The following is a 13,094-nucleotide window of genomic DNA, read 5'->3' on the forward strand; positions in this document are numbered from 1 at the left end:
ACTGGGGTGATCCGTCTCTCAGTTTAGAGATAAGAATAGTTTTTATCATCCCTTTTTAAAAACGGGATTTTCTACACTCACCTGCAACTTAAACCCCACGTAAGCAATTTCTGCCAGCCAACCAGTATTAACAGGCCTAGCAATTCTGCAAAGTCTGCAAATTTTCAGGCGGCAAATTTTTCGCAGCCACAGCCGCTACAACAGCCGCCGCAGTCGCAGTCGTGGCCACAGCCACCGCCGAATCCACAACCGCCGCAGCAGTCGGTACCGCAGCCGCTACATGTGCATCCTCCTCTGCAATACCTGAGGCGAAAATGCAACATCTGAGGGCGCGGTTTGCTCAGTTATATCGTAGGAGGATGCACATTTAACGCCGATGGATACACATTTAACGCAGCAAGATGCACAAATGCTCCCCACGCGAACGTGGGGAGCAAATTCGGTCCATTTAACGGCCTACTCAACGGCCCACCGCGGGCCGCAAGCGCGCGGGGCCGAGCGATTAGAAGGACTTCAGCGGAACGGAGCGCTGGTCTTCGCCGACGTAGGCGGACAGAGGGCGAATCAGCGAGTTGTTCTCGTTTTGTTCCACGATGTGCGCGGTCCAACCGGTAATGCGGGCCATGACGAAGATCGGGGTGAAGAACTGAATGTCGAACCCGAGGATGTGGTAAGCAGGGCCGGCCGGGAAGTCCAAGTTCGGCTTGATCTTGATCGAGGTGTTTTCTTCCATGGTCTTGGCCATGATGTCGTACATCTCGATCCACTTGGTCTGGTCGTGCTGCTCGGCCAACTCCTTGAAGGCAGCTTCCATGGTGGGAACGCGGGAGTCGCCGTTCTTGTACACGCGGTGACCAAAGCCCATGACCAGGTCCTTGTTGGCCAACTTGTTCTTGGTCCACTCCTCGGCCTTGGCAGGATCGTCTACCTCGAGGAAGTTCTTCATGACGGCCTCGTTGGCACCACCGTGCAGCGGCCCCTTGAGCGCGCCAATGGCGGCGACGATGGCGGAGTAGGTATCAGACATCGTGGAGGTAACCACGCGCGCCGAGAAGGTGGAGGCATTGAAGGAGTGCTCGGCGTAAAGGATGAGGGACTTATCAAAGGCCTCGATATCGGCGCGGTTGACCGCTGGGGAGCCTTCTTCATCGCCGAAGACCATCCACAGGAAGTTTTCGGCAAAGCCCTTCTTGCGGGACGGCTCGATGTAGCCCTCACCGCGGCGGCGACGGATGTCGAGCGCGATGATGGTGGGGATCTTCGCCATGAGTTCGAGCGCGGTACGGCGCACGTGCTCGGAGTCCTTGGTGTATTCCTCCGCGTCCTGGGCACCGATGAAGGAGATCGCTGTGCGCAGAACGTCCATGGGGTGGCAGCTTTGCGGCATGGACATGATCAGGTCAATGAGGTGGCGGTCTAGGTGTCGCAATGCCTTCTCACGCGCGGAGAAGCGGATGAGGGATTCTTGCCCCGGCAGCTTGCCATTCCACAAGAGGTAAGCGACCTCTTCGAAGGAGCAGTAGCGGGCCAGTTCTTGGACCGGGTAGCCGCGGTAGGTCAAAGAGTTGGTCTCTGGAACGACCTTGGAAATGGCGGTTTCATCGACAACGACACCGTAAAGGCCCTTGCGGATTTCTGGGGTTTCGTTTTTCTTATCGGACATGGTCACTGGCTCCTTAGCTTTCAAAAATGGGTTGGTAGCTGTCTTTGGAATAGGTGAATACGGACTGGTCAAACTCGTTGTATTCCTGGTAGCGGACCAGTTCGTACAGGCGGGAGCGGTGCTGCATGCGCTCTAACCACTCGGTCTGGATGCCGGTATCTTGCAAGTCGCGCAGGAATTCTTCGGTAGCGCCCATGGCCACGCGGAAGCTGGAGACCGGCCAGATCACGGCGTTGTATCCCAACCCGTCGAGGGTCTTTGCTGATTGCAGCTCGGTCTTGCCAAACTCCGTCATATTCGCCAACAGTGGCGTATCCACGGCGGCGCGGAACTTTTCAAAGTCCTCGGGGGAATACAGCGCCTCGGTGAAAATCAGATCCGCACCGGCTTCGGCATAGGCCTTAGCGCGGTCGATGGCGTCATCGATGCCATTGACACCGGCGGCATCGGTGCGCGCGCAAATGATGAAATTAGGATCACGGCGCTCGTTGACGGCCGCGCTGATGCGGCGGACCATGACTTCCTTGTCCACCACTTCCTTGCCGTCGAGGTGCCCGCAGCGCTTCGGGTTGACTTGGTCTTCCAGGTGGCAGCCGGCCAGCCCGGCATCTTCGAGGGCGGCGACGGTGCGGGCGGCGGACATAGGTTCACCGAAGCCGGTATCGGCATCGACAAGCACGGGCAAGTCCGTAGCGCGCGCAATCTGCCCGGCGCGCTGGGCTACCTCGGTCAAGGTGGTCAGGCCGATATCGGGCAGGCCCAAATCATTGGCCAGCACCGCGCCGGATACGTAGACGCCGTCGAAGCCGCCGATGTCCTGGATAAGGCGGGCGGTCAGCGGGTTAAACGCGCCCGGCAGCGTGGTGATCGATCCGGATTCGATGGATTTGCGGAAATTCGCGCGCTTTTCTGCGTTGCTGATTGTAGAACCAAATAGTCCAGCCATTAGAAGATTCCCTCCGGTTTCTCGGGCGCGGTGGCAAGGTGCTCATCGCTGACCCGCACGTTGAGTTCGGTTAGATCGGTGAGGTTTTCTAGGTCTTGCACGGCGGTGAGGAAGCGCTCTTGCTCGGCCTCGTCGACGACGCCATCGGCAAGCTTTTTGAACTTGGCAATGTACTGCTCGCGGGCGAAGGGGCGGGCGCCCAGCGGGTGGGCGTCAGCTACGGCGCGCTCGTCTTCGATGACGGTGCCGTCCTTGAAGGTGATAACGGCCTTGCCGCCGAAGGCTTTTTCCTCAAGGTCGTTGGAGTGATAGCGGCGCGTCCACTCGGGATCCTCAACGGTGGAGATCTTCTGCCACAGCTCGATGGTCTCCGGGCGGTTGGAGCGCTCAGGGGAATAGGAGGTTTCGTGGTCCCAGATGCCATCTTCTAGCGCGACCGCGAAGATGTACATCACGGAGTGGTCAAGCGTTTCGCGGGAGGCGGAAGGATCCATCTTCTGCGGATCGTTCGCGCCGGTGCCGATGACGTAGTGGGTGTGGTGGGAGGTGTGCAGCACGATGGACTCGATATCCGCCGTCTTCAGGCCCTTGTCCTCCAACGTCTTTTTCAGCGCGAAGGCCATATCGATGGGCGCCTGCGCCTGGTATTCCGCCGAGTGCTCCTTAGTATAGGTATCCAAGATGGCGGTCTTGGCCTCACCGTTTTCTGGCAGGGGCACGGTGTAGGTGCGCTCTGGTGAATGCAGCATCCAGGCGATGAACCCGTCCTCTCCCTCCCAGATCGGTGCCGGAGCGCCCTCGCCGCGCATGGTGCGGTCGACGGCCTCGATGGCCATCTTGCCGGCGAAGGCTGGCGCGTAGGCCTTCCACGAAGAAATCAGGCCCTTGCGGGACTGGCGGGTTGCCGTAGTGGTGTGCAGCGCCTGGCCGACGGCCTGGTAAATCGTGTCCCTATCCAGGCCCAACATGGTGCCAAGCCCTGCGGCTACCGATGGCCCCAAGTGCGCCACGTGGTCGATCTTGTGCTCGTGCAGGCACATGCCTTTGACCAGGTTGACCTGGATTTCATAGCCGGTTGCGATGCCGCGGATAAGGTCGCGGCCGCTCAGGCCCTTATGCTGCGCTGCGGCAAGAAGCGGTGGAATATTGTCGCCGGGGTGGGAATACTCGGCGGCGAGGAAAGTGTCGTGGTAGTCCAACTCGCGGACCGCAGTGCCATTGGCCAGTGCTGCCCACTCCGCGGAATAGGTGCCATCGATGCCGAAGATGGTGGAACCGCCCTTGTCCACGGGGTGGGCTTCTGCCATCACCCGCGCGGATGTGACGGGGCCGCGGGCAACGGAGGCCGTAGCTACGGCGGCGTTATCGATGATGCGGTTGATGATCATCTCGGTGGTTTCTTCCGGGACCTCTACGGGGTCCGCGGCCACCTCGGCCACCTTGTACGCCAGGTGCTCCTCGTACGGGAAGTCCTCGGCGGATTTATGAGTGCGTACCTCATGGTTTTTCACTAGTTGCGTCCTCCTTCATCAAGAATGCGTTGCACATCACAGTAAATGCTTGCATGTGGTGCACGCTATAGGTAATGTTTGTGGAAATTAGCGGACTTCTTTTGTGAAATCTGCAAAACTTGTGATTTTCACAGCGCAGGGGACTTAAAGGAAGGACGGGGACGCATGACCAAGCACTATGCGGGGGCACGGATTCACGCTTTGCGCAAGCAGCGCGGGCTCACCCAGGTGGCGATGGCGAAGAAGTTGGGGTTATCCACGAGCTACCTCAACCAGTTGGAAAACGACCAGCGCCCGCTGACCGTCACCGTGTTAATGCAGCTAGCCCAGCGCTTTACCGTGGATCCCAGCTACTTCGCCGAAGACCGCGATATCCATACGATTACCGAGCTCCGCCACATCTTCCCCGATGCCTCTGAAGAAACGCTCTCGGATCTCGCCTCTCGCTTTCCCGAGTTGATGCCGCGGTTTGTTGATGTTGCTTCCCGCGCGCCCGCTGCGGACCCCTCCCCCTTTGAAGTGGTGCGGGATTTCTTTTATGACGCGCATAATTACATCCACGAGCTCGATGTGCTCGCAGAAGAACTCGCTGGCAAGTTGGGCGATCGCGTCCTGCGCCGCGGCCGGCTCGCCTCCCGCATGCATGAGGATCTGGGGGTTACGGTGCGCTTTTCCCGTCCCGGCCCTCGGCGCAGCTTCGACCCAGATACGCGCGAACTCTCGCTGCGCGATGGGCTATCTGAGGCGCAATTGGTCTTTGAAATGGCCCTGCAATACTGCTTACTTGCCTACGGCGATATCTGTGACAACCTCGTATCTGAACTGCCCGAAGGCGAATCCCAAGACTTAGCAACCCTAGGCCTTGCGCAGTATTTCGCGGCGGCTGTCACCATGCCCTACCAGCGCTTTCTCACGATGGCAGAAGATACCCGCTACGATATCGACCTGCTATGCAACTACTTTGGAACCGGGTTTGAAACAACCGCGCAGCGCCTTGCCACGCTCCAGCGCCCAGGGCTTAAGGGCGTGCCGTTTTCCTTCATCCGCACTGACCGTGCGGGCAATATTTCCAAGCGGCAGTCCTCTACCGCCTTTCACTTCGCGCGCTCTGGTGGATCCTGCCCCCTGTGGGTAGTCCACCGCGCCTTTGAAACCCCGAACCGCATTACCCGGCAGGTCGCCGCCATGCCGGATGGCCACGCCTACCTGTGGATCGGGCGTTTCGTGCAGGGAACCGCCAAGTCGTGGGGCACCCCGCGCAAGGAATTCGCGGTGGGCCTAGGCTGCGATATCACTCAGGCCGATCGCATCGTCTATGCCGATGCCCTGAACCTGGACAGTTCCGCCGCCACCCCGATTGGCCCAGGCTGTACGGCCTGCCCCCGCGAATTCTGTCCGCAGCGCGCCCTGCCGGAGGCAGATAGGCCGATCAAAATCGAGCTTAACCGCACTGCGGAGCATGCTTACTCCACGTTCTAGGAACGAGGTTTACTCCAGGTCATCATGGGCCACCAAGCGGCGGGCGGCCTCGGTGATGGTGCCAGATAGCGATGGGTAGACCGCAAAGGAATCGGCCAGCTGGTTCACCGTGAGCTGGTTGGTCACTGCCATAGCGATGGGCAGGATGAGCTCGGAGGCGGTCGGCGCGACGATGACGCCACCGATCACGCGGCCGGACGTTGCGCGGCAGAATAGCTTGACAAAACCGTGCTGCAGCGAGCGCATCTTCGCACGCGGGTTGGTATTCAGCGGCATGGTAATGGCGCGGGCGGCGACCTCACCGGCCTCGATCTCAGCCTGGGTAAAGCCGACCGCGGCGATCTCCGGGCGGGTAAAGACCGCGTTAGCCACGGTCTTCAGGCGCAGCGGCGAGACGCCTTCACCAAGCGCGTGGTACATCGCCACACGGCCCTGCATCGCGGCCACGGAGGCAAGCGGGAAAAGATCGGAGCAGTCACCGGCTGCGTAAATGCCGGCAATATTGGTGCGCGAGACGCGGTCTACCTGGATGTGACCAGACTTCGCGGTTTCCACGCCCACGTTTTCCAGCTTCAGATCCTTGGTATTCGGGACAGAACCAATGGACATGATGACGTGCGAGCCGTGAATCTCGCGCCCGTCCTGCGTGGTGACCAGCACGTTACCGTCCTCGGTGCGGTTAACGGTTTCCACGCGGCAGTTCTTTTCCAGCTCCACGCCGCGCTCGCTCAGCACGGTTTCGAGGACGTCGGCGGCATCGGCATCATCATGCGGCAAGATGCGATCGCGCGAGGCCACCATCGTAACTTTGACGCCCAGCTCAGCGAAGGCGGAGACAAACTCGGCACCGGTGACACCGGAACCCACCACAATGAGGTGCTCCGGCAGCTCGGTAAGGTTATATACCTGCTGCCAGGTCAGGATGCGCTCGCCATCCGGCTGGGCGCCGGGCAAAATGCGTGGGGTGGCGCCGGTAGCCACCAAGACGAGGTCCGCATCCAGCGTCTCCTCGTGTCCATCCTCATTGAAGACCGCGGTGACCTTGTGCCCACCAAAGGCATCGGCCTGCTGATCCTCCGGGAAGTGCGCGCGGCCATCGATAACGCGGGCGCCCAGGGAATCCATGGTATTGCGGATATCACCGGATTGCTTAGCCGCCAAGTCCTGCACGCGCTGGTTCAGCGCACTGATGGAAAGCTGCGCCTTGCCGATGCCCTCGTTCAGCTCCATGTCATCCGCGCGGCGCAAGTCCGTTTTAATATTGGCGCCGGCGATGAAGGACTTGGAGGGAACACAGTCCAAGACCACGCTATTGCCGCCCATGCCTTGGTCTTCGATGATGGTGATTTCCGCGCCGTACTTGGCGCCAGCCAGCGCTGCCTCGTAGCCCGCCGGGCCACCGCCGATGATGACAATTCGCTTGGTCTGGTTCAACACGCAATTGCTCCTTTATAGGCTCCACTTTTAAAGTCGCCTACGAGTCTAACCCGTAGGTAACCCCAGCGCGTTAGTCCGCCTGCGCATTCTCCCCCATAAATTGCTCGACCACAGCCCCGAAAAGCTTAATGCCCACACCAATTGCCCGCTCATCCACGATGAGGTCGCCCATGTGCAGATCGTGCTGCTCCCCCTCCCCGGACCAGCAACCAAGGCGCGCCATGGAACCGGGCACCTTTTCCAAATACCAGGAAAAGTCCTCGCCGCCGGAAGACTGCGGGGCCTGGACCACGGCTTGCGGGTCGATGGATTGTGCGGCAGAAGCGAGCATGGCGGTAGCGACGTCATCGTTAAGCACCGGCGGCACGCCGCGGTTATAGGACAATTCGTGTTCTACCCCCACCGGCGCGAGGATCTGATCCACTAGCTCCGCGAAGAGCTCCTGCATCTGGCGCCAGATGGTGATATCGGCGGTGCGCATCGTGCCGGTCAGCATGCCGGTTTCCGGGATTGCGTTAGGAGCGTAGCCGGAATTGACCTGGCCAAAGACCAAAACCGTGCCGGTGCGCGGATCAACGCGGCGAGACAGCAGCGTCGGCAGCTCCGTAATAACCTTGCCCAGCGCATAGACCACGTCCGCGGATAGGTGTGGGCGCGAGGTATGCCCGCCCGGGCCCTTGATCTTGAGCTCCACCACGTCCGTTGCCGAAGTAATGGCCCCGGCGCGGATTCCGATGCGCCCCACGCGCAGCTTCGGCTCGGCGTGGATGGCGAAGATGGAATGCACGCCTTCTAACGCGCCCCAAGAAATAACGTCGGTGGCCCCGCCGACCCACACTTCCTCCGCCGGCTGGAAGATGATGCGAATGCCCAGCTCCAGCTCATTAACCCGCTGAAAATCCGCCAGCGCGCAAGCCAGGCCGAGCGCCACGGTGGTGTGCACATCGTGGCCGCACGCGTGCATGGTACCGGGCTTCTCGGAGGTAAACTCCAGCCCTGTTACCTCGGTAATGGGCAAGGCATCGATATCGGCGCGGAAGGCCAAGCGGCCAAGCTCTGTATCCGGGCCGATATCCACCATGAGGCCGGTGTGCGGGAAGCGCTGCGGCTCGAGCCCGTAATCCGCAAGGATATTCGCGATGTAATTGGTGGTTTCCACCTCTTGGTTCGCCGTTTCCGGATTGCGGTGGATATGGCGCCGCCACGCGATGACCTCCGCACGGTGAGCATCGAACCACTCGTTAATAAACTCCGAGATCACGCGCACGCCTCCCTGTTGCTGGACTATCTCTTGGAGGCAGTCTACAACTAGACCATGCGGTTCAGTAAGTCAGGGTGGTTAGCCCCGCGCATCACTAAAGCGCCGCTGGTTGATGTAGTCCTGTGGAAAGGGCGCCACATCTTCTACCCCGAGCACGGCGGAGTCTGCCAAGTGGCCCTCCACCACGTCCCCACCGGCCGGCAAGAGGACCGCCGGCGGGATTTCTAAAGCCAGCGCCAGTTTGTACACCGTGGATAATTGCGGGTCCGCCATGGTGTGTAGGCCATTTTCATTGCGTTCCAGGTTGGAAATCTGGCTGCGCGATACCCCCGAAATATCCGCGAGCACTTGCTGGGATACCCCGCGCCGCTCGCGCACGCGGCGCAGCTGTTGCGAAAATCCGTAGCCGTAGCTCGACCACATTAGTTGAATAAAACTCACGATCATTTCCCCCTTTGAAAGCCGCCTTCGGGCTTTCAGGGAGAAATACTAGCTTAAAGATCGATATTGCGCGGGCCGTAGAGGCGATCGCCGGCATCGCCAAGCCCCGGCACGATATAGGCATCCGCATTGAGTTCAGGGTCAATGGCGGCGGTGACGAGGCGGACGGGAAGGCCCGATTTCTCCAGCGCATCCACGCCATTTTGGGCCGAGACCATGCAGATGGCGGTGATATCGGTAGCGCCGCGGGCGGCCAAGAGGCGCAGGGCGTGCAGCAGGGATCCGCCGGTGGCCAGCATGGGATCAACGACGAAGACGGTGCGCCCGGTGAGGTCTTGCGGCAGCGCCTCCAAGTACGGCACGGGCTCGTGGGTTTCTTCATCGCGCGCCATGCCAATGAAGCCGACCTGGGCATCTGGAATCATCGACAGGGCGGGATCCACCATGCCGAGCCCGGCGCGAATGATGGGCACGATGATGGGTGGATCCTGCAGGCGGGTGCCTTGTGCTGTGGCAACCGGGGTTTCGCAAGCGAAGTTTTCTACCGCCAAATCGCGGGAGGCTTCATATACGAGCATGGTTCCCAGGTCCTTGAGCGCAGCGCGAAAAGCGGAGTTATCACTGCGCGCATCGCGCATCAGGGTCAGGCGGGAAGCAGCAAGCGGGTGGTCTACGACGTGGATATCCATGCCCACTACTTTAAACTTTTTGGGAACCACTTGGGCCATTGGCCAGTCCAATAGGGCATGAGACCATTTCAGATAGATACCGCCCACGCCCGCCATTTAGCCCGTGACCTGCACGCGAACGCGCAGGGAGACAATCCACCCCACCCGGCATTGCCCGAAGATTCGGCCTTTACCGGGTTCAATGAAGCGGTCCATGCCGCCTTAGACAATATTGGGGCGCGGATGACCATGCTGCGCCACGATATGGGGCACATCGCGCAGTCTTCCTTCCAGATGTCGCGGGAGGCGGAAGACTCCGATGCGGCGTTGCGTGACTCCCTCGGGGCGGCGATCTAAGTGCTTGCTACCGCCATTAAAAATATCGCCGCGCTGCAGCCTTCGCCGCTTCCCGATGTCCAACTTCCCAGCGTCCCAGATCTCTCCGCCGCCCAGCCGCTGGCGGATATCGCGCACGGCGATGCCTCGCAGCTTATCGCCGCCGCTAACCTCCTCACCGGCGATAACGAGACCGTCTCCGCAGTACTGAACCAGGCCCGCGGCCTCATTACGGCGGCTGCCGGCGATATCTTCGGCATCGGCACGCGGCTCATCCAGGCCGCTGCGCCCATCGCGATGGGATTAATCTCCCTCGATCCCGCCTCCCGGGCTGCAGCGCTTGCGTCCCTTCGCACCGTGATAGACGAGCACATTGGCTTGGCGATGGCCCGGGTCAACCGCCTGAAAGACGAGCTCACCACCACCGCCGCGGCCCTGTTGCCCATCTCCCAGCGGCCGGTGGAATCAGCCGTTGGCCAGCCCCAGCAGGCCACGGCCGCCGCGGCGACGCATACCGCGGTGGCTCCTCCGGCGGAGCTCGGCGCTGCACCCGCGCCGCCCCCATCAGCGGGCGCAGAAGCCGGCTCAGAGGCAGGCCGCGCGGCCGTGGCCGCGGCCAAGAGCCAGGTGGGCCAGCCCTATACCTGGGGCGGAACCGGCAACGGTGGCTTTGACTGCTCAGGGCTTACCCAGTGGGCCTATTCCCAAGCGGGGGTGGATATACCGCGCACGGCGGACCAGCAGGCCATCGGCAAGCAGGTCAGCGCCGATCAACTCCAGCCCGGCGATCTGGTGGTCTGGGATGGCCATGTGGCGATGTATTCCGGCAATGGCGAGATCGTGGAGGCCGGTGACCCCGTGCAGACCAACCCGCTGCGGACGAATAATATGGGCATGCAATTTAAGGGCTTTTGGCGCCCGACTGCTTGACAAGCGCCCGCCAATTCCGCGCGGCAGCTGGGGCGTTGGGTAGACTAAAAGCTCATGAGTACCCGTGCGATTGTGCCTATTAAGCTCTCCTTGACTGAGGGCGATTTTTATACCCTCTGGGCGCCCAAGTGGCGCGAAAATGGCTCCGAGTGGCAAGCCTTTTTGGGCGACGATGACTCCGTTTTGGTCTTTGACTCCCCCGCTGAGCTGCTGTGCTACCTGGAGTCCGATGCCAAGCATGACCTGCTGGATCACCCGCAGTGGGAGCAATTTTCCGCCCGCCCGGCGCACCGGGTCACCCCGGCCAAGCGCGATGAATACGATCTCATTGGCATGCCGGAAGCCCTCGCCGGCCGCCCCAGCCACGCCAATGTCTCCACCGTGGCGCGCGACCTCGAGGTGGCATCCGCGCTTGCCGATGTCGCCGCTGCCGAACAGACCACCATCTTCTTCGCCACCCACTCCATCCTGCGCAACGTCTCCCGCGGCGCCGATCACTACTCGGGCGAGCAGGGACTGAATGAGTGGACCGGCGTCGGGCGGGTCATCTTGACCAATTGGAAGAAGGTCATCGCGGATCTGGATAAGCACGTCCGCGTGGTTCCTAATAGTGAATTCGACGACTCTGCGGTCTCGGACGCCGAATCCCGCATCTCCGAGGCTGCGAGCGCGGACAAGGCTGCCGCCAAGGAGGCCGAAGAAAAGCGCAAGGCCGCAGCAGATGCTGCCGATCCTTATGACGAGTCCCCCTGGGCCGCCGCCGGAATCGACCCGATTAAAATCACCGCACAGTCCAAATCCGTCTACACGCTGCGCACCTACCTGGACGGCAAGCCCATCTTCTTGGGCAAGTGGGGCGAAATCTTTACCTTCGATTCCTCCAAGACGCTGGTGCGATGGCTCATCGATAATGATGACCACGACTTGGCGCGCGTATCTACCTGGGAGGACGTCGTCACCGCCGCCAACGCCGGCGAATTGGAGGTCCAAGTCCACCCGGATAACCAATATTCCTTTAACGGCCTCGTGCGCGATATTGAAAAGGGACCCGAATCGGTCGACTCTGACCAGCTAGCCCGCTGCTACGAGGTCTGCGCCGATGCCGCGGACTGGGCCGGGGACGATTCCATCAACTCCTATATGCTGGCCAATCCGCGCCTGCAGGACTACCTGGGCTACATGCTCGGTTCCACCGAGCACGCCGGCTACGTCCCGTCGAAGCCGTATAACGAACACGCCGAGTCCTGGAAGGGCCTCGAGAACATGCTGATTAAGCGCTTCTCCCGCTTTTAAGCTTTTACTCTGCCCTGCGGTCTACCGGCTCTAGCTACCTCAGCTGCCGGGAGCCGCCGCTAGCCGAAGACCGCCCCAGTCCAACCACTCCTCATAGTGGAGCGTGGACTCGGGCGGTTGCTGCATTTTCACCCACATCTCATTCCGAATACAGTGCGGCTAAAGGTGAGAGCCGAGGTGATCGATAAGATCTGCCAGCATTCTGCGCGATTGGGGCGCGCGCGGGCGTACCTGATCGAAGCCGTGATAGGCACCTGCATACACATCAAGTGTGGTCTCGACTCCGGCATTCTGCAGTGCGGTAGCAAAGGCTACGGATTCATCATGAAAAAGGTCGATGTCTCCCACGCCGATCCACGTGGGCGGCATCCCCGAGTGATCCGAACGCGTCGCCGGCGATGCATACGGTGGCAGCGGGGTTCGTAAATGGTCCTTGCCTAAGTACATATCCCAAGCGCCGCGATTTAAGTTCGGTGGACAAATAAACTGCCCCACCGCCCCCTCTTTAGCAATGGTGCGGTGATCAAGCATTGGATAGACCAATCCAAGCGCTCGAATGGAATGACCTTCATCCACCGTGCGTTGGGCGAGACCAGCGGCCAAGCCGCCGCCGGCGCTATCGCCAGCGACCGCAATGCGCGAAGTATCCGCGCCTAGCAGCTCGCCGTTTTCCTGCATCCAGCGCAAAGCGGCATAGCACTCTTCCAGATCCGCAGGAAAAGGTTCCTGCGTGGATTTGTGATAGCGCGGTGCGATGACGATGGCCCCCAGCTCCGATGCGAAGAGCGAAGTTTGGGGATCATGCATCGCCGGACCACCGAGCAGGTGACCTCCGCCATGAATCCACATCACGACGGGACGTGGCTCGGCTGACGTTCCATCTCCGCGTGGAGTAATAACGCGGGCGCGGAATGCTTGGTCTTCAAAAGAACAAGATAGCTCTTCGATATCCACCGGGCGCCACTTCGGGCGTGCCACATCCATATTGGCAAATAGCCTGCTCGTTCGAGCAAATCGATCGCCCGAGAGCAGGTGCAGCGGCAGGTACAGTAATGGGCTGCGAAGCTCAGGTGCAACGCTGCGCAGATAAGGACGACGACTCTTAAAATATGCCGCCGCCCCTACAACC

Annotated in this window: 12 protein-coding genes; 4 read left to right on the forward strand and 8 right to left on the reverse strand. The window is 60.7% G+C overall.

The annotated features are described in order from the left end of the window. Positions 1-502: 502 nt before the first annotated feature. Genes ACP8KU_RS08985 through prpD form a run of 3 tightly spaced genes read right to left on the reverse strand, consistent with a single transcriptional unit; the run spans position 503 to position 4,120 of the window. Positions 503-1,663 carry a bifunctional 2-methylcitrate synthase/citrate synthase gene (locus tag ACP8KU_RS08985; protein WP_484483630.1) on the reverse strand — a complete coding sequence of 387 codons (1,161 nt, stop codon included), beginning with the start codon at positions 1,661-1,663 and terminating at the stop codon, positions 503-505. Positions 1,664-1,676: 13 nt separating this feature from the next. Continuing rightward, entirely contained in the window at positions 1,677-2,609 is a 933-nt protein-coding gene (prpB, locus tag ACP8KU_RS08990) for a methylisocitrate lyase (protein ID WP_023030188.1), read from the reverse strand. Beyond that, the gene (gene prpD, locus ACP8KU_RS08995; protein ID WP_237799335.1) at positions 2,609-4,120 is read right to left on the reverse strand and encodes a 2-methylcitrate dehydratase PrpD; all 1,512 of its coding nucleotides are present in this window, start codon (positions 4,118-4,120) and stop codon (positions 2,609-2,611) included. Before prpD ends, prpB begins: the two co-directional genes overlap by 1 nt. 165 nt (positions 4,121-4,285) lie before the next feature. Here prpD and ACP8KU_RS09000 point away from each other — a divergent pair, with 165 nt between their 5' ends. Next, the gene (locus tag ACP8KU_RS09000) at positions 4,286-5,599 is read left to right on the forward strand and encodes a short-chain fatty acyl-CoA regulator family protein (RefSeq protein WP_005281546.1); all 1,314 of its coding nucleotides are present in this window, start codon (positions 4,286-4,288) and stop codon (positions 5,597-5,599) included. 9 nt (positions 5,600-5,608) lie between these two features. On the opposite strand, the gene ACP8KU_RS09005 is transcribed toward ACP8KU_RS09000, so the two are convergent. The 4 genes from ACP8KU_RS09005 to upp form a co-directional block, all read right to left on the reverse strand. Next, complete coding sequence (locus ACP8KU_RS09005; RefSeq protein WP_005281545.1) at positions 5,609-7,036, reverse strand: NAD(P)H-quinone dehydrogenase; 1,428 nt, start codon at positions 7,034-7,036, stop codon at positions 5,609-5,611. Between the two features lie 70 nt (positions 7,037-7,106). Beyond that, on the reverse strand, positions 7,107-8,297 hold the full coding sequence (locus tag ACP8KU_RS09010; RefSeq protein WP_237799405.1) for a M20 family metallopeptidase: 1,191 nt from the start codon (positions 8,295-8,297) through the stop codon (positions 7,107-7,109). A gap of 78 nt (positions 8,298-8,375) precedes the next feature. Beyond that, complete coding sequence (locus tag ACP8KU_RS09015; RefSeq protein WP_051141754.1) at positions 8,376-8,738, reverse strand: helix-turn-helix domain-containing protein; 363 nt, start codon at positions 8,736-8,738, stop codon at positions 8,376-8,378. A 53-nt stretch (positions 8,739-8,791) separates the two neighbouring features. After that, a complete protein-coding gene (gene upp / locus ACP8KU_RS09020) occupies positions 8,792-9,427 on the reverse strand; it encodes a uracil phosphoribosyltransferase (RefSeq protein ID WP_034653796.1) in 636 nt (211 codons plus the stop codon). A gap of 57 nt (positions 9,428-9,484) precedes the next feature. Between upp and ACP8KU_RS09025 the strand changes: the two genes are divergently transcribed. The 3 genes from ACP8KU_RS09025 to ACP8KU_RS09035 are packed head-to-tail and all read left to right on the forward strand — an operon-like array spanning position 9,485 to position 11,965. Then, on the forward strand, positions 9,485-9,763 hold the full coding sequence (locus ACP8KU_RS09025) for a chemotaxis protein (protein ID WP_284637449.1): 279 nt from the start codon (positions 9,485-9,487) through the stop codon (positions 9,761-9,763). Continuing rightward, positions 9,764-10,672, forward strand: coding sequence for a C40 family peptidase (locus tag ACP8KU_RS09030; RefSeq protein WP_284637450.1), 909 nt, complete (start codon positions 9,764-9,766; stop codon positions 10,670-10,672). Between the two features lie 54 nt (positions 10,673-10,726). After that, positions 10,727-11,965: a hypothetical protein gene (locus ACP8KU_RS09035; protein ID WP_284643313.1), complete on the forward strand. Its 1,239-nt coding sequence runs from the start codon at positions 10,727-10,729 to the stop codon at positions 11,963-11,965. A gap of 159 nt (positions 11,966-12,124) precedes the next feature. Here the strand turns inward: ACP8KU_RS09035 and ACP8KU_RS09040 are convergent, their stop codons facing one another. Next, positions 12,125-12,949: an alpha/beta hydrolase fold domain-containing protein gene (locus ACP8KU_RS09040; protein WP_244262131.1), complete on the reverse strand. Its 825-nt coding sequence runs from the start codon at positions 12,947-12,949 to the stop codon at positions 12,125-12,127. Positions 12,950-13,094: the final 145 nt, after the last annotated feature.

The sequence above is a fragment of the Corynebacterium sp. LaCa_282 genome (assembly GCF_057198125.1).